Source organism: Ulvibacter litoralis, from assembly GCF_900102055.1.
Lineage (GTDB): Bacteria > Bacteroidota > Bacteroidia > Flavobacteriales > Flavobacteriaceae > Ulvibacter > Ulvibacter litoralis.
In genome coordinates, this window is the sequence record NZ_FNBA01000001.1 from 965,523 (window position 1) to 981,756 (window position 16,234).

The following is a 16,234-nucleotide window of genomic DNA, read 5'->3' on the forward strand; positions in this document are numbered from 1 at the left end:
TAAAATTCTGTATTTTTAAGTATCCTAACAGAACCAACCTATGAAACAAATTATTATTTTTCTGCTTGTTGTTATTGTGGCCCTTATTGGATTTGGGCAATACAAAAAATACAAGCGTTTTTCAATGACGGAATATGAGTATAAAATTCCTGAAACAGTAGACATTGCAAATGCAGATAAAGGCTTGTTGTTAGATTATTACGAAGCTATTGAAGCGGTAAATGGATATGTAATTACACAATGGAGTGCCGAAAGTATTGATGTTCGTAATCCAAGTGATGATGATGATGATGTTGTCGCTGCAGTTTCAGAATATCGAAAAAAGCTCGCCAATGTAAAGTATTATGAAGGTTTACTTTCCGCTCCTGTCGCTAAAGAAGAAGTACAAACGCAAGAAGAACTTTCCGAAGTACAAAAGAAAAACAATCTCTTAAAGAAGATATTTTACGACAATCCGCAAGCAAATAGTTTGCGTTTAGGAGAGCGAAGTCCTGTCGTATATGAAGTACAACGGTTGTTGAATGAAAAAGGGGATTCTATCGTACACGATGGGTATTTTAACACACAAACATATAATGCATTACGCAATTTTGAAGAAAAAAGTAAATTATACGTTGACGGGAAATTAGATGCAATTACGTTAGAGTATTTACTGAAATAACTAGTCGTATTTTTTAAGCTGAAAGTTTTCACCATCAAACACACCGTAGGTATATTGTGAAATCCAATCGCCTAAATTGAAGTAGGTAGATTTTTCTCCAACTTTAATTTCCATAGATAAGTGACGGTGTCCAAAAACAAAATAATCGTAATGTTTGGTTTCTAATTTTCGTTTGGCGTATTGTGCCAACCATTCGTTTTCTTCGCCTAAAAAAATGGCGTCATCATCGCCTGAAATTAATTTGTTTTTTACAGAAAGATACTGCGCCAATCGCATTCCTAGTTCGGGGTGAAACCATCGAAACAACCATTTAAAGACGGGGTTTGTAAAGACTTTTTTCATTCGCTTGTAGCCTTTGTCTCCAGGGCCTTTACCATCTCCGTGACCAATTAAAAACACTTTATCATTAAAAGTGAATTCTTTTACATCGCGATAGGTTGGAATATGCAGTTCTTTTTCAAAATAATCTTGCATCCACAAATCGTGATTTCCCACAAAGAAATAAATCGGAATACCACTATCACTAATTTCGGCGAGTTTTCCTAAAACACGAACAAATCCTTTTGGGACAACGGTTCTATACTCAAACCAAAAATCGAATAAGTCTCCCAATAAAAAAATAGCGCCTGCGTCTTCTTTTACTTCGTCTAGCCACTTTACAAACTTTTTTTCGCGAGGCAGACTCTCAGCTTGCGTAGGTGCGCCTAAGTGATTGTCGCTCGAGAAATATACTTTTTTGCCTTTGGGTAGTTGCATTCGGTAAAGATAGTGAAAAGGATAAGTGTTTAGTTATCTGACGCAAACCATTGCGCATAACTTGAATCTGTTTCTTGAAGTTTTAACGAATGTAATTGAATGGTATTTGGAAGTCTGTTTTTGATTTTTTCAGCAAAATCGATTACCATCATTTCGCTAGTTGGCTGATAATCGACCAATAATACATTGTGTCCACGATCGCTTAATTCTTTCGCAAGTTCTACGTGAGGAGTGTTTTTATTGAAAACAGTTGCGTGATCAAAAACGTCTACAATTTCTTCTTTCACTATTTTTTTGAGGTCACTAAAGTCGATTACCATGCCAAATTTAGCATGTGTAGTATCATTGTTAGGCGTTCCAATTACTGTTACTGAAAGCTTATAACTATGTCCGTGAACATTTCTACATTTTCCGTCATACCCGTAAAGAGCGTGACCAGTTTCGAAAGAAAATTGTTTTGTAATACGAATGTTGCTCATTTGCAATTCTCGTGTAGACGAGTGGTATTTAATTAGTATGCGTGTAAATTTACTAGGTTTGTGCTGTAAATCAGCTTACTTCCCTTTCTTTTTTCTGCGCTTTTCGATATCCTTGAAATAGCGGTAGCTTTTATATTTTTTATAAAGGACTGCAATGATAACTATTAAACCAAGGAGCATTAGCCCATCCTTGCCGTTGAGGAATTCAAAAAATTTCATCTGTTCGTTTTCCGCAATGGCGGATGTTTTAGTATTAATGGTACAAAACTAGACGTAAAAAAAATAAAAAATTACTATCTGCGCCCTTTATATTTGTTGTAAACAACAACTACAATCACCAAAATGGCCAGAATAAGAAATAATCCTGGGCCTCCAATAAATTCTAATACTTTCATAGTTTATGATATTTCAGAAGCAAAAATACAATTATTTTATAGCTTCAAGTGCTGCGATTTTTTCTGTTGCTGAAATTTTAAAGGCTTTATAAATTGCTCGTTTTTCTTCTAGGCTGAATGTTTTTTGTTCAAACCAGTCGTGAATTGCAATTTTTTCATTTTCAATTTGTGCCTTTCTTATCACGTCGACCGTCATTAAATGCCAGTGTGTACCTTTGTCTTTATTAACAGAATATCCTATAGGTTCTACAAAAGAAGTTCTAGGTTGATTGATTAATCGCACTCCATTTTTTAAAACGGCAAGTGTTTTTGTGAGTTCTACTACTTCAGAAAAACTATAACGCATAAAGTCGTTAAAGCCTTTTTGCTTGACATTGTACATTTTATCACCTATTTGTAGTTGTCTCATAGAACGAGGTAATTTTCAAAAAAAATATGGGGAACGCAAACACTTTTTTAGAATGTTTTTAACAAAAAATCCGTGCTGTACTTCCCCAAGACAACACGGATTTAAAACTGCTATATTCTCACAAAAACAGCCTGTTTTATTTTCTTGTTTTTCAGGAATAAATAGAATTCCTTAAACACCTTTTTGGCAACAAACCTCTCTGAGTTTACTTTCGAGATTTAAAAATTTGGTTAATTAGTTGATTTTTTAAAGACATAAAAAACAGTTTTATACTTATTTATAATTTCTGTTTCTTTTTTTAGGAGTTACAAATCTACAAGGAGAACGAATTAGTATGTTATTGAAACTTCTAAAAAGAGGTTTTGGGTTGCTGAAATCTAATTCTTAGTTTTTGATTTTTTTAAAGAAGAAATTATATGAGGGATGTTTCCGAAGAAAACAGCTATTTATAAATGTTTATATTTAAATAATTTAAAAAGGTGTATGCTTTTCAGAAACTCAAAAGGATGTTTCAGCAAATAGTAATATAAAAAGAGGACATTATTTACATTTTTGTAAAGCGCAACTATATTTTATGAAAAACCTACCGTACGTATTACTCTTCACCAGCTTCTTTTTAATAAGTATTGGGCATGCACAACAAAAAGAAATTGATAGTATAAAACAATTATTAGAACTAGAGCCTGCGAAAGATTCTCTGCGGGTACGACGATTATTAGATATTTCGTATTTAAAAAGAACTTCTACTTCTAAAAACAGTGGACCTATTTTAGAAGAAGCCATTGCGCTTTCGAAAGACTTAAAAAACACTTTTTTGGAAGGAACCTCAAGGAGGTATCTAGCGCAACACTATAGGCGTTTGGGTAATTTTGAAGAGTCCTTACGAGAATCTATAGAATCGGTTAAGCTGTTAGATGCTTCAAAAGCACCTAAGGCGGATCGAATGTTATCGTACAGTGATCTTGCCATTTCGTACCAGAATACAAATTTTTTAGAAGAGGCGTTGGCAATGACCTTAAAAAATTTAGAAGAAGTAAAAGATGATCCTGTAACACCAGGAAAAGGGCGTTTTTATTTTGATGTAGGTAATGCATACAATCACCTAGCAGATTATAAAAATGCTGAAATTTATTACAATCAAGCCATAGCTATTTGTGAACAGACCGATTTTACCTACGGAAAAATGTTAATGACAGGTACGTTAGCTGCCATGTTTCGAGTTCAGAAAAAGTATGAACTTTCTAAACAGAAATTTAACGAGTCATTACCCTTTTTTAAAAAAATAGGGGATAATCGTTCTGTGGCATCTTCTACGTATCAATTAGCTCAGATTGAGACAATGCAAGGCAATCATTTAGCGGCATTGCCATTGTTAGAAGAGGCGTTAGCGCTTTATGAAGAGTTAGGGTCACTACTTTACAGACAAGAAATTAATCAGCAATTATATATTACACATAGTATTTTAGGGCAACAAGAAAAAGCAGACGCTGCAAACCAGTTGTATTCTGCCGCACGAGATTCTATTAACTCTCAAGAGGACAAAAAACGGATTGTAGAAATGCAAACCAAATACGAAACCGAAAAAATAGAAGCGGAAAAAGAAACGGCTGAAGCCACTGCGGCCCTCGCAGAAGAAAAAAGCATTAGAAATAGAAATTTATTAATAGGAACGGCACTAATAGCCGGACTAATATTATTGAGCTCGGCACTCTATTTTAGTAGAATAAAAGCGAAAAAAAATGCTGAAATTATAACGTTAGAATTACACGAAACCCAAAAACGATTGGCGCTAGAAAAACAATATAGAGACAGTGAGCTAAAAGCGCTAAAAGCACAAATGAATCCGCATTTTATTTTTAATGCATTAAATAGCATTCAGGAGTACATCATTCTTAATAAAAAGAACTTGGCTGGAGATTACTTGGGCAAATTTGCAGATTTAATACGCACTTATTTAAAACATAGCGACGCGGGAACACTCTCAATTCACGACGAAATAGACAGTTTACAAATGTATTTAGACTTGGAGGCATTACGTTTTGAAGACACATTTACATATATGTTTACTGTTTCAGAAAAGATAGATAAAGAACAGTTGCATATCCCAACAATGCTAATTCAACCGTATGTAGAAAATGCTATAAAACACGGACTTTTACACAGAAAAACGGATCGAAAACTATCAATTTGCTTTACAAAAGAAACAGAGGGTTCAATCACGTGCAGTATAGAAGATAATGGGGTAGGGCGTGAAAGAGCTTCAGAAATACAAGCACAAAACAAAAACTTACACACACCATTTGCTACAAAGGCTACAGAAAATAGACTCAACTTATTAAATTATAATAAGCAACGAAAAATAGGAGTTGAAATTATAGATTTATTTGAAGAAGATGTTAGTGCAAAAGGTACGCGTGTACTATTAAATATCCCTACTACAACGAACCAATTATGAAAGTAATAATTATAGACGACGAACCCAAAGCGAGAAATCTGTTACGCATTTTAGTAGAAGAAAATTGCTCAAAGATTACACAAATTTTCGAAGCTGGAGACCTTTTAACAGGCGTGGAAATTATTAAAAAAGAGGAACCTAGTATTGTTTTTCTTGATATAGAAATGCCAGAACATTCTGGCTTAGAGATTTTAAATTTTATTGAAAAAGATGTTGTAAATTTTGAAATTATCTTCACAACTGCTTATAGTGAATACGCAATTCAGGCTTTTCAATTATCGGCAATCGATTATTTATTAAAACCGGTGCGTCCCAATCAAGTAAAAGAAGCTGTAGATAAAGCGATAGATTTTTTAGGAAAAAGCAGGTTGAACCATAAACTAGATGAGTTAAAACAAAGTTTATCAAATAATAATTTCGAGAAAATTGGACTACCCGTCACAGATGGGATTAAATTTGTAAACTTTAAAGATATTGTCATGTTTACAGCGGATGGAATGTACACAAGTATCACTACGCTAGAAGATGAAAATCTGTGTATAAGCAAGCCATTAAAGCATTTTGTAGACCTTTTACAAAACATTCCTATTTTTTATAGGCCTCATCGATCTCACCTTATTAATTTAAAACATATTAAAAAATATGTGAAAAGTGATGGAGGCTATATTGTAATGGATACTAATAAAACAGTTTCTATTTCTAAAGAAAAACGAGAGGAATTTCTACAAATAGTAAGCAGTATTTAATAGGAATTTCAGCAAACAGAATAATTCCTTCGGAAAGTTTTTTACCCCAATTCCAGTTTTCGAAAAAGAACAAAAAATTAATTTAAAAAACTGTTTCCGTGTGGAGCAGTTTTTTTATGGGTTGTTAGGGAGTTTAGAAAATTGGTGACCCAATCATTTTGAAGCTCTTACGCCTAAAAATTGTCACTGTGTTTTCAGAAGTTAAAAGAGGTGTTTCAGAAACTAGATCAAAAACAGCCTATGTAAAAACCTTAGTTTTGACCCACTAACTAATAACAAACACAATGAAATTTTTTAACACACTTATTATTATTTTACTGATTTCCCTAACTTCTTGCGAAAAGGATTCACTTGTTGTTACTGCGAATGAAACAAATTTAACGACACATACTGCCGTTACACAATCTAGAGGGGATTTTACAGGTAAAATTAAAAGGGTAAAAATTAGAAGGAGAAGAATTGGTGGCTATAATATCACATCAAAAGCAGATGGAACAGGTGGGATTAACCATTATGAAGTGACTATAAACGAGCGGGAAGGGATTACTCCAATTCCATCAAAATTTGACCTTAATTTAAATGGGGAATTAGATGAAGATGGATTTGCATCTTTTAACTTTAAAGCACTTCGTTTTGAAGGGGATAATCCAGAAGGAAAACCATTTTTAATTGCTATGACACCAATGGATAAAAACAATAACCCTCTAGGAGATACCGAAAAAGTATGGGCTACAGTACAAGATGATGACGGGGTTGATATTAATAATGTATTAATAAAACAAACCAATGTATATGGAATTTATAAATACAAAGTGAATCTAGGCGGTGAAAACGTGGAAGACATAGCTAATGTAAGTCTTTCTGTTGAAGGATTAGATAATGAAATTAAGTTCCCAGTAGACGGAGGCGCTCTAGCTTTAGAAGCAGATCCAGATGGAACAAATGTATGGGCTACTATTGCTGTTACCTATGAAAGTGCTAGTGAACAAACAGCATTATTAGTAACTCCAGGGAATACTGTAGGTGTCTCCATTTTTTTAACCAACACTATGGGCGAACTCATAGATGAAGAGGTGCATCATATTGTAGTTACTGAAAAACCACAAGAAGAAGGAATTGTTTCTCAACCCGTAACAATCAAGTTAAAAAATAATGGAAATGGTTTTAAAATAAGAACGAAAGTAAAAGGGACAGATAAAGACAAAGTGAAGGAAGTACGTATCATTTTTGAAGAACCTTTTGAAGGACCAGCTCCCTTAGAGACTGAATATACTCTCGAATTTACTAATGAAAATGTTACTACAAGAACTTTTGTAAGTGAAACAATGAACTTTGAACACTTAGAGGAAGCAATTGGTAGTGAATACCTAGTACTTATAGATTATATTGATGAAAATGGCAACCCTGTTTCCTTTCAAACCGAACAACTAGTAATTATTGAAGGTAACCAAAATGAAGAGTTTACCATTACCGATGTAAAAGTAGAACAGCAAGAAGGAGATATTCTTTACAAAGCAAAAGCTTTTATTGACGGTCCAGAAATAGGAACCCTAGAAAATGCTACGATTACGCTTGAGCCATTAGGCGATGGAAGTCCGATAGACACCGATTTTTTAGAATTACAACTGCAAGAACAAGCGGACGAAATCTTATATTTTGGATCTCATGACTTTAAATTTGAAAACTACGATGTAGTAGATGGACAAGAATATTTAGCCACATTTAAAGCGGACAATAATGGTACCGAAACAATTGAATTAACGGCAACCATAACGGTAACCTACGAAAATGCTTCAGAGCAATAATAGTATTTATTTTACTAAAAAGGTTTTCTAAAAATAGAGTGTAAGTGTATTTGAGCGTTGTAGCTACTTGTAAGTTGTTAACGAAAAATAAGATCTCAACTCCGCTTGATCAGACAAACTAGAACGTTTTATTTTTAGAGAGCCTCTTTTTTATAATGTATCAACCTTCAATTAAGGGTATGTACTTTCTGTAGTATTTGATAACTAGCGCAATTCCTCGCCAGGCAATCCAAACTAATATCGCTGTCCATATACCAATAAGACCCCAATCCATATATTTTCCTAAATAGAGCATTGGGATAAATCCAAACAAGGTTGCTCCCAACAAGACATTCCGAAGGTATTTCATTTCTCCGAGTCCTTTAAAAATAGCATCTAATGTAAACGCAATGGCATTGATGGGCTGACTTATCAATACCATGAAAAACATTCCGTAGAACAAAACCAACACTTCTGGGTCTTTGTTAAAGAGAAGCCCTAAGGGTTTGTACAAAAGTACCCCAACGATGACTAAGAATACGGAAACGATAATATTGTAGGAAGTTACTTTTTTGGTAAGATTCCACAATGAGGTGTAGTTTTTTTCACCCAATAACTTTCCACTTAAGATGTTTCCCGCTGCGCCATAACCATCTATAAAAAAGGCGGAAAACAGCCAAATATTGATGGCAATAGCGTGTGCTGCAATAAAATTTGTACCTAAACCAGTAGCTTCTCGAACAGCCAATAACAAAGCGGTATTAAGAGCAATAGAACGGACAAACAAGTTAAAACTCATACTCACCAACCTGTTTATTTCTGGATGCAATGGAAAACGTAACCTTAAAGAAACTTCGGTCTTTTTCAATAAAAAGAGCAACGCTAATAACGCCATTAACCCTTGCGAGATAAGACTTGCCCACGCGGCACCTTTAATTCCCATTGCGGGAATATAGTCTTCAACTCCGTAGACAAAAGCGAAGTCTAGGCCGATATTGGTCAAAGCGCCAATACCCGCAATAATCATAGGCCAAAAAGTATTTTGAAGCCCTCTAAAAAGTCCGAACACTGCAAAAGTGAACAGTGTCAAAGGAAATCCCCAAACGCGAATGTTGTAATATTCGATACTGTAGGTTAGTACAAGGCCTTTCGCATTGAGAAGTTTAAAAATTTCGTCCACAAAAAAGTAGGTCGAGAGCAATACCAAGATGCTCAATCCGATGTTAAAATAGATGGCTTGGGCTGGAAAGTTGTTGAGGTCTTTGAGTTTTCCTGCGCCTAAATTTTGAGAAACGATGGCTGAAATTGCTGATCTGGTTTGTCCAAGAATCCAAATCAGCATCGATAAAAATGAACCTACTATTCCGACAGCTGCGAGCGACTCGGTTCCGTATTCTGCGATATTTCCAACAATGGCAGCATCGGTACTAGAGAGTACAGGCTCGGCGATTCCTGAGATAATTGCAGGAATAGCAAGTTGCTGAATTCGTTTAAAAGAAACTGTTGTTTTTTGCATTTTGAAGGCGCAAAGTTACGGAACAAAACGACAAGACCTTCCTTGTTTTGGATTCAAAATAGATCACAATACCTTCTCGTAGCAATAAAAAGGATGTTCACTTTGTTTGGGGAAGTAAATGTTTCCTAAACGCGTATATGCTCTTGCTTCATAGAACTTTTGATTGCGTTTGTTTTGGCTAAATGTGTCCAAACGCACCGAAACGGCTTGCTGCGCTTCCGCAAAATCTTCCGCAAAATCCATAAGTTTTTTGGCGTAGCCTTTCTTCTGAAAGTTGGGATCAATGGCCACACGGTGTATGTAATAGTGGTGCGAATCTTCCGTTAGCCAGTCTATTTGGTTGTATTCTGAATCTTTTTCCGAAGAAATAACAATACTGCCAATAATGGTGTCTTCAATCAATAGAACATATAATTCTTGGCGTGCCACATCTTTCTGAAAGGCTTGTATGGAAGGATAGTGTTCATTCCATTGAAGGATTCCTTCCGAAGTCATTTTGTCCGCACAAGCTCTAGTTATTGTTAGAATTTGTTCAATTTCTGAAAGTTTTGCCTTCCGAATCATATTTAAAAATTAATTTTGCCTAGTTTTAAATGTAAGAGAAAATATACGACTATGAAAAATATATTGGTTCCGATTGGGTCTTCAGAAAATGCAGTAAGTAATTTACAATACGCAATCGATTTGGCGCAAGAGATGGATGCGTATGTATATGTAATTTCGGTATTTCAAGAATTATCGAAGGTTGGAGGACTTACTAAGGTAAACGCGATTATGAAAGAAGATACCGTAAACCGTTTGGATGAGGTACTTTCAAAAGTAAATAAAAGAGATGTTACGGTTATTTCACATCCTATAAAAGGAGGTATTTTAGAAAGTGTGAATCGTGTAAGTAAGCATGTCGATATAGATTTATTGGTGCTTTCGCCTCGAAGTAATTCAATTCGAGAAGAGGTTTATTTAGGAAATGTTTCAGGAAAAATTTTAAAAGGAACCAATATTCCAATATTGATTGTTCCTGAAGGCGCTGTATTTGAGCAACCAACATCGATGTTAATGGCGTTTAAAAATGGAAATTTTGACAAGAAGAAAATGCTCGATCCTGTTCGCCAATATGTAAAGCATTTTGGAACGGAATTGCATTTACTTCATGTAGAAACACCAGATTCTACAGATAAAATGCTTGAAATAAGCAAGAAACTTAAAAAATTAAAAACAACGTATACCAAAGCAGAAAGCGGCACAACCTATCAAGCGGTATTGGCACATTATAAAGACCACAATCCTGATATGCTTTGTGTCGTGCGCAGAAAGCGTGGGTTTTTCAAAAAACTATGGGAGAAAAATGTGATTCTAAAAAAAGAGTTTTTTACAACGAAACCTTTGTTGGTTTTACAAGTGCAAGAATAGTTTTTTGTTTAATTTCGCTCAAATTATTGGGGGATTAGCTCAGTTGGCTAGAGCGTTTGGCTGGCAGCCAAAAGGTCATCGGTTCGACTCCGATATTCTCCACAAAACCCACAGAATTATAACTGTGGGTTTTTTTATACTTCCTAAAAAAGTAGTGTTTTTATTGCTTTTTTCTTAAGGCTTTGTTAATCGTATGCTATTTTCATTTTTTCTTTGTTTGTTTGCGCATAAATTCGTACTATGCCAAAATTGATAGTTCCTATTAATTTTCTATATACGAGAATACTTATGTAATTAAATTTACATAACTTGAAGTAGTTACACTTAAAACCTATAAAAACAAATGGAAATCTTAGAAAAAGCTCGTGAGTTTGAGCAAAGAAAGTTTTCTTTCCAAAACACAAGCGATAGAATTATAGCCTCTAGGGAAGCAAAAGAACTTATACTTAGCCTTAACGACATCTATAAAACCAATAAGGATCCAAAAATTATGGATTTAATGAAAAGTCTTACGGTTGTTAAGCGAAAAATCGAAGTGCGTTTAAAAGGCCGCACCTAATTTAATTTGTAGCGGAAAGAATTACTTTATAAAAGTACTACTTTCCGCTACTACTTTTTTCAAAGCTGTAGGGAGCTCTTCCTCAGTCCACGGGTGTGTACCACCAAAAACGTGATCTCCATTTTCAATAATTTTCAAGGTACTCTTCGGATTCCAAAAATGTAATGCTTCGGCTTCTTTGATAGTTACCGTAGGGTCATCATCTCCTTGTATGATAAGTTGTGGTTTGCTTAAGTTTTGAACCGCTCTTTTTATCGTGAAGCGTTCTTCGTTGGCTATGAAATCTTCGTAAAACTGAATGTAATGTGGCAACTGCTGTTTGGTACGTGTATTTTCAATGTATGTTATCCCCTTTTTTTGCCATTCTTTAAAGCTATCCGTGCCTTCTTGAAATCTAAGTTTGAAATCGCAAACACCTGCCCAAGTAACTACTTTTTGAACACGCTCGTCTTCTTCCGCTTTAATCAGTACAATTCCGCCGCCTCTACTGTGACCAATTAAGGATATTTTCTCTGAATTAAGTTGGGGAGAGAATTCATTTTCCGAAGAAATAAAATGTAGAATACGATCTAAATCGTCTAATTCTTTACTGAAGTTATTGTTTGCAAATGCTTCTAAATCTGGAAAATCGATAGGATCTTCTACCGTTCCTCCATTGTGAGAAAAATTAAACTTTAAAAAGAAAAAGCCTGCCTCAGCAAAGGCTTCTGCAACTAAGTCCCACGTTCCCCAATCCTTGAATCCCTTATACCCATGGCAAAAAAGAACAATGGGCTTTGGTGTTTCGTCTTCTCGATAGCAAACGTCGTAACAGATTGGTTTTTTCGCTTCTGCGGTAAGGATGTTTTGTTTTTTCAATAGCATTGTTTACATAATTTCTTTTTCAGTAAATGGAATAGAAGGATCGCAAATCTCTAAAATGAGCTTTTTTAGTTCTTCGGAATAGGTCGCCAACGTTTCTTGAGTGATTTGATGGTTTTTAGGGCCTCTAACGCCTGTTTTGGTTGCGAACTTAAGAAATCCACTCTGAAGGTTTTTAAATGATATAATACCCGCTTCTACGTCTTGAATTGGCATCTGCGCATTCATCATGAGTGTGTACGCCAAAACTTGCACCACTTTACTGTATTTATAATCGTCGGTAAGTACTTCCCAATCTATAATTTCTAGGTGGGTTTGTTCCACTTTACCTGTTTTGTAATCTATAATTCGCAATTGACCATTGTACTCATCTACCCGATCTACTTTTCCGGCAACTTTAACAGGAAAGTCTAGCTCCGGAATGGGAACGTCGACATCAAGGTTGTTTTCAATTTGTACAATTTTAATCGTGTTTCCTGCTTTTAATTCTGAAAGTTCGTAGTCTATAAAGTTAGTGACGTAGCGTTTTGCAACTTCAAAAATTAGCAAGTTTTTTCCTTTATCGAAGGTTCCGCCTTTGAAGGTTTTGATAAACTGTTTTGTGACTTCTTTCGGACTCTCTTTTTTCATGTTCAGAAGTATTTCTGAAGTTAAAAAAGAACCTTCATATGGTTTGTAAAAAGCTTCTAATGTATCGTGAACAATTGTTCCTAATGTGTTAGCTGCCACTGTTTCTTCAACTTCTTCAACTTCATTAATTTTAATGATTTTCTGATAATAAAAATCTAGCGGATTTCGAATGTAGCTTGTCAATGCCGAAGGAGAAAACCCTCTAGCAGCAATTTCTTTAATTCTAGTGAGTACCGCTTTTGTTTTTTCAATGGATCTTAATTCACTTTGTTTAATTTCAATTGAAGGAGCCAATACCACCTTTTCAATTGTGTGGTTTGGAATGTTTTCAACTTCTAATTGCAGTAAAAACCTACTTTTTTCTCCAACGTTCATTCCGTCACTAAAATTATTATAGAGTAGGGTTACATTTTTAGAACGATGTAAAAGGTGGTAGAAGTGATAGGTATAAATAGCGTCTTTCTCGGTAAATTTTGGCAATCCGAACTCTTGTTTTAAATCGAACGTAATAAAAGAAGCATTCGATTTTCCAGCAGGAAGAATCCCTTCGTTTACGGATGTTAGAATTATATTCTCAAAATCTAACACACGTGTTTCTAGAATTCCCATAATTTGCAATCCATTATAAGCGTCACCTTTAAAGTCTAAGGTTGCAGTCGCGCAGAAATCTACAAATAGGTCGTGTACTGTTTTTATACTTTTTAAATGAGCGAAGGAGCTATTTAGCGCCTCAATTTTTGAAAACACTTGATATATTTGATGTAGTACCGCGTATTCGATGGGTTTTTCTGAAAAATTATTTTTTAAACGTGACAAAATTTCTAAACATTGCCGAATGGCAGTATTGCTATTTTCTTTCCAGTCACCAAATAATACCGTTAATATGTCTCTATTCTCAGTGGTTGCAGCCTCAAGGAGTGTTTCTAAAGAAATGTGCGATTTATTCTGAGTTGTGATTGAAGCTTCAATCACATTATTATCAGGAATAAGAACAGCCGCTAACGGGTGATTTATTAAAGACAATACATCTTTATAATACCATAACTTTTTTTGACGAAGGTGAAAGTTTAAAAGCAATTCAAAAAAGGTCGTAACAGGGAATGATTTTAAAGTAACTCCCATCGTAATATTAACGGTATTGCAGTTTTGTGGTAACGAATGTAGTATGGGAATAAGTAATTTTTCGTCGGCTAATACAATCGCGGTTTTGTTTAATTCTTCTTCTGAAAGTTTAGAGAGAAGCTCTCCAACGTATTTTGCCTGTCCTATGTTTTTTTGAACCTCGATAAATGTGAATTTTTTATCTTTCTGAAAGTTATTGCTACTAATCGAAAAAGGGTTGGTTTTATAATAGTCCCATTCACTTGCATACTTTCTCAGAAAAAGGGAGGCACTGTGTTTTTTGTCGGTAAAGAAATGGGTGTCGGTATCCCAATATACCTTTGTATTAGTTGTTTCAAGCAACTTCTGAAAGATGTGTTGCTCGGCATTATTTAAAGCGTTAAAACCAATAAAGATATGCTGCTTTTGGCCAAAATTCTGAATATAAGATTCCACATCATTTGCAGCTTTGCGATAGACCATCCCTTGATAGCCTAGTTTTTCTTTTAATAGATCGGTTTTTAATGTTTCATAAAAAGCATGTAAACTATTCCAAAACTTTAAATAGTTCTCAATAAGAGGTGTTTTTTGATCCTTAACATACCAATGGTTGATGTCTTGAATATTGCTTAGGTAGGTAAAAAAGGATTTCGGCTCAATTAAAAATCGGTCTATTTCATTAAAATCACCAATAAGCGTCGTTGCCCAAGTGGTGTATATTTCGAAGCTTTCTTTCTCTTGACTACTCTCTGTTTTTAAGTAGGCTTCGTAGCTTTTGAATAAAAGCTCGGTAGTATCTATAATTTTTAAGTCTGAAAGTTCTTCTATAAACTCTTCAATACTTATAATTTTTGGCGCGAAAAATGTTTTGGTCGCATTCTCCCGAAGTAAGTTTAATAAGAAGCTACCTGCACGTTTACTAGGTAGAATAAGTGTTAAAGAAGAAACATCGTCATGTTCTTTTTGAATGGATTGAATGGTTTCTTCTAGGAATGTTTGCATTCTATAAAAATAAAAAACGCCCCCATAAATGGAGGCGTTCTTCTTATTTATTTTTAGAGAATTATTATTTTCTCAAAGAAATTTCAACACGTCTGTTTTGTTGTCTTCCTGCTTTAGTAGCATTCGTTGCAATTGGTCTAGCTTCACCATATCCAATTGAAGATAATCTGCTACCACTCATACCGATTGTAGTTAAGTAAGTTCTAACTGAAGAAGCTCTACTGTCTGAAAGCTTTTGGTTAGTTGCGTCACTACCTTGGCTATCTGTATGTCCTTCGATTACGAAGTTAGCATTAGGATATTCTTTCATGATATCAGCGATATTTTGAAGAACAGCGTAAGACTCTTGACGGATAGTAGATTTTCCTAGGTCAAACAAGATTGTTTTAGAGTAATCATTTAATTGCTTAATGATTTCAACAGAAACTTCAGGACAACCTTTGTTCGCTACAGTTCCAGGAACTTCAGGACAAGCATCGTCTTTATCGAATACACCGTCACCGTCTTTATCAGACCATGGGCAACCTTTGTTTTCTTTAGGACCAGCTTCGTTAGGACAAGCATCGTCTGGATCGTTAACACCATCACCATCAGTATCTACGATAGGACAACCGTTGTTAGATTTTGGACCAGCTTCAGTTGGACAACCATCTTGAGCATCAGTGATTCCATCACCATCAGTATCAGGACAACCGTTGTACTCAGCAGTACCAGGAGTGTTAGGACAAGCATCGTTTCTATCTTCGATTCCGTCACCGTCAGTATCAGGACATCCGTTGAATTCTGGTAAACCAGGAGTTTCAGGACATTCGTCATCTTTATCATATATTCCGTCACCGTCAGTGTCTTTTCCACCAAACTTAAACATAATACCTGCAGAGTGTTGGAAGTGAGTACGACCGTAGTTGTCTTCGAAAGCGTGCTTGTAAGTAGATTGTAAATCAAGAGCTAAGTTTTCAGCTAACCAAAATTTGAAACTTACTAAACCGTTAGCAGTACCAAATCCGATATCGTCAACCCAAGTGTAACCCCCACCAAGACCAAGAGAAGGATCAAACCATCCACCTGGACCAGCAATAAGGTCTCTAAAGCTATATTTAATTTCACCATCTACACCGTAATAGGTAAGATCGTCAACTGGTACATCACCAATTGTTTCAATTCTGTTGATTGTTCCAACTGCAGCAAATGTAAATCCGCTACCTACATATCTACCAATAGATAATTTTGAAACTGAAGGAAGTATGTTCCAGTGGTCATCTACGTTAAAATACTCTTCAAAAAGGTCTCCTCTTAGTGGAGAACTATCTGCTTGACCGTCTGCAAGCCCAATTGGGAAAAGGTCAACAGCGTTTGCACCAACCTCGATTGCCCAAGGATTGTTTTCGTCTTGAGCATTTGCAACACCAACTGTTAAGAAGATAAGTGCAGCAACTAAAATACTGTTAAGATGTTTCATATTCGATTGTT

At 35.2% G+C, this 16,234-nt stretch carries 14 protein-coding genes and 1 tRNA gene; 7 read left to right on the forward strand and 8 right to left on the reverse strand.

Features of this window, described 5'->3' with window-relative positions; all coding sequences use genetic code 11:
- The first annotated feature begins 40 nt into the window (after positions 1 to 40).
- A complete protein-coding gene (locus tag BLQ00_RS04480; protein ID WP_093141048.1) occupies positions 41 to 661 on the forward strand; it encodes a peptidoglycan-binding domain-containing protein in 621 nt (206 codons plus the stop codon).
- Here the strand turns inward: BLQ00_RS04480 and BLQ00_RS04485 are convergent, their stop codons facing one another.
- From BLQ00_RS04485 to BLQ00_RS04495, 3 genes are all read right to left on the reverse strand, one after another.
- Entirely contained in the window at positions 662 to 1,417 is a 756-nt protein-coding gene (locus tag BLQ00_RS04485) for a UDP-2,3-diacylglucosamine diphosphatase (protein WP_093141050.1), read from the reverse strand.
- Between the two features lie 29 nt (positions 1,418 to 1,446).
- A complete protein-coding gene (locus BLQ00_RS04490; RefSeq protein WP_093141052.1) occupies positions 1,447 to 1,896 on the reverse strand; it encodes a 6-pyruvoyl trahydropterin synthase family protein in 450 nt (149 codons plus the stop codon).
- Positions 1,897 to 2,322: 426 nt separating this feature from the next.
- Positions 2,323 to 2,700 (reverse strand): pyruvate kinase, encoded by a 378-nt coding sequence (locus BLQ00_RS04495; RefSeq protein ID WP_093141054.1) that lies wholly within the window; start codon positions 2,698 to 2,700, stop codon positions 2,323 to 2,325.
- Positions 2,701 to 3,274: 574 nt separating this feature from the next.
- Here BLQ00_RS04495 and BLQ00_RS04500 point away from each other — a divergent pair.
- The 3 genes from BLQ00_RS04500 (at position 3,275) to BLQ00_RS04510 (ending at position 7,706) form a co-directional block, all read left to right on the forward strand.
- Positions 3,275 to 5,155, forward strand: coding sequence for a histidine kinase (locus BLQ00_RS04500; protein ID WP_093141057.1), 1,881 nt, complete (start codon positions 3,275 to 3,277; stop codon positions 5,153 to 5,155).
- A complete protein-coding gene (locus BLQ00_RS04505; RefSeq protein ID WP_093141060.1) occupies positions 5,152 to 5,901 on the forward strand; it encodes a LytR/AlgR family response regulator transcription factor in 750 nt (249 codons plus the stop codon). Before BLQ00_RS04500 ends, BLQ00_RS04505 begins: the two co-directional genes overlap by 4 nt.
- 284 nt (positions 5,902 to 6,185) lie before the next feature.
- The gene (locus BLQ00_RS04510) at positions 6,186 to 7,706 is read left to right on the forward strand and encodes a hypothetical protein (protein ID WP_093141063.1); all 1,521 of its coding nucleotides are present in this window, start codon (positions 6,186 to 6,188) and stop codon (positions 7,704 to 7,706) included.
- 160 nt (positions 7,707 to 7,866) lie between these two features.
- On the opposite strand, the gene BLQ00_RS04515 is transcribed toward BLQ00_RS04510, so the two are convergent.
- On the reverse strand, positions 7,867 to 9,201 hold the full coding sequence (locus BLQ00_RS04515) for an MATE family efflux transporter (RefSeq protein WP_093141065.1): 1,335 nt from the start codon (positions 9,199 to 9,201) through the stop codon (positions 7,867 to 7,869).
- A gap of 63 nt (positions 9,202 to 9,264) precedes the next feature.
- Positions 9,265 to 9,765, reverse strand: coding sequence for a GNAT family N-acetyltransferase (locus tag BLQ00_RS04520; RefSeq protein WP_093141068.1), 501 nt, complete (start codon positions 9,763 to 9,765; stop codon positions 9,265 to 9,267).
- 51 nt (positions 9,766 to 9,816) lie between these two features.
- On the opposite strand from BLQ00_RS04520, the gene BLQ00_RS04525 reads away from it, so the two are divergent.
- The 3 genes from BLQ00_RS04525 (at position 9,817) to BLQ00_RS04535 (ending at position 11,170) form a co-directional block, all read left to right on the forward strand.
- Entirely contained in the window at positions 9,817 to 10,611 is a 795-nt protein-coding gene (locus tag BLQ00_RS04525; RefSeq protein ID WP_093141070.1) for a universal stress protein, read from the forward strand.
- A 28-nt stretch (positions 10,612 to 10,639) separates the two neighbouring features.
- Positions 10,640 to 10,713, forward strand: a tRNA-Ala gene (locus tag BLQ00_RS04530).
- Between the two features lie 241 nt (positions 10,714 to 10,954).
- Complete coding sequence (locus tag BLQ00_RS04535) at positions 10,955 to 11,170, forward strand: hypothetical protein (protein WP_093141073.1); 216 nt, start codon at positions 10,955 to 10,957, stop codon at positions 11,168 to 11,170.
- 21 nt (positions 11,171 to 11,191) lie between these two features.
- On the opposite strand, the gene BLQ00_RS04540 is transcribed toward BLQ00_RS04535, so the two are convergent.
- From BLQ00_RS04540 to BLQ00_RS04550, 3 genes are all read right to left on the reverse strand, one after another.
- Positions 11,192 to 12,034: an alpha/beta hydrolase family protein gene (locus BLQ00_RS04540; protein WP_093141076.1), complete on the reverse strand. Its 843-nt coding sequence runs from the start codon at positions 12,032 to 12,034 to the stop codon at positions 11,192 to 11,194.
- Between the two features lie 3 nt (positions 12,035 to 12,037).
- On the reverse strand, positions 12,038 to 14,764 hold the full coding sequence (locus tag BLQ00_RS04545; protein WP_093141079.1) for a PD-(D/E)XK nuclease family protein: 2,727 nt from the start codon (positions 14,762 to 14,764) through the stop codon (positions 12,038 to 12,040).
- Between the two features lie 64 nt (positions 14,765 to 14,828).
- Positions 14,829 to 16,223, reverse strand: a complete 1,395-nt coding sequence (locus tag BLQ00_RS04550; RefSeq protein WP_093141082.1) for an OmpA family protein — start codon at positions 16,221 to 16,223, stop codon at positions 14,829 to 14,831.
- Positions 16,224 to 16,234: the final 11 nt, after the last annotated feature.

Bases quoted from the DNA above. Each gene is read 5' to 3' on its own strand.
- BLQ00_RS04535 (WP_093141073.1), top strand. From the start codon at position 10,955: ATGGAAATCTTAGAAAAAGCTCGTGAGTTTGAGCAAAGAAAGTTTTCT.
- BLQ00_RS04495 (WP_093141054.1), bottom strand. From the start codon at position 2,700: ATGAGACAACTACAAATAGGTGATAAAATGTACAATGTCAAGCAAAAA.
- BLQ00_RS04550 (WP_093141082.1), bottom strand. From the start codon at position 16,223: ATGAAACATCTTAACAGTATTTTAGTTGCTGCACTTATCTTCTTAACA.
- BLQ00_RS04505 (WP_093141060.1), top strand. From the start codon at position 5,152: ATGAAAGTAATAATTATAGACGACGAACCCAAAGCGAGAAATCTGTTA.
- BLQ00_RS04480 (WP_093141048.1), top strand. From the start codon at position 41: ATGAAACAAATTATTATTTTTCTGCTTGTTGTTATTGTGGCCCTTATT.
- BLQ00_RS04545 (WP_093141079.1), bottom strand. From the start codon at position 14,764: ATGCAAACATTCCTAGAAGAAACCATTCAATCCATTCAAAAAGAACAT.
- BLQ00_RS04525 (WP_093141070.1), top strand. From the start codon at position 9,817: ATGAAAAATATATTGGTTCCGATTGGGTCTTCAGAAAATGCAGTAAGT.
- BLQ00_RS04540 (WP_093141076.1), bottom strand. From the start codon at position 12,034: ATGCTATTGAAAAAACAAAACATCCTTACCGCAGAAGCGAAAAAACCA.
- BLQ00_RS04510 (WP_093141063.1), top strand. From the start codon at position 6,186: ATGAAATTTTTTAACACACTTATTATTATTTTACTGATTTCCCTAACT.
- BLQ00_RS04515 (WP_093141065.1), bottom strand. From the start codon at position 9,201: ATGCAAAAAACAACAGTTTCTTTTAAACGAATTCAGCAACTTGCTATT.
- BLQ00_RS04500 (WP_093141057.1), top strand. From the start codon at position 3,275: ATGAAAAACCTACCGTACGTATTACTCTTCACCAGCTTCTTTTTAATA.
- BLQ00_RS04485 (WP_093141050.1), bottom strand. From the start codon at position 1,417: ATGCAACTACCCAAAGGCAAAAAAGTATATTTCTCGAGCGACAATCAC.
- BLQ00_RS04520 (WP_093141068.1), bottom strand. From the start codon at position 9,765: ATGATTCGGAAGGCAAAACTTTCAGAAATTGAACAAATTCTAACAATA.
- BLQ00_RS04490 (WP_093141052.1), bottom strand. From the start codon at position 1,896: ATGAGCAACATTCGTATTACAAAACAATTTTCTTTCGAAACTGGTCAC.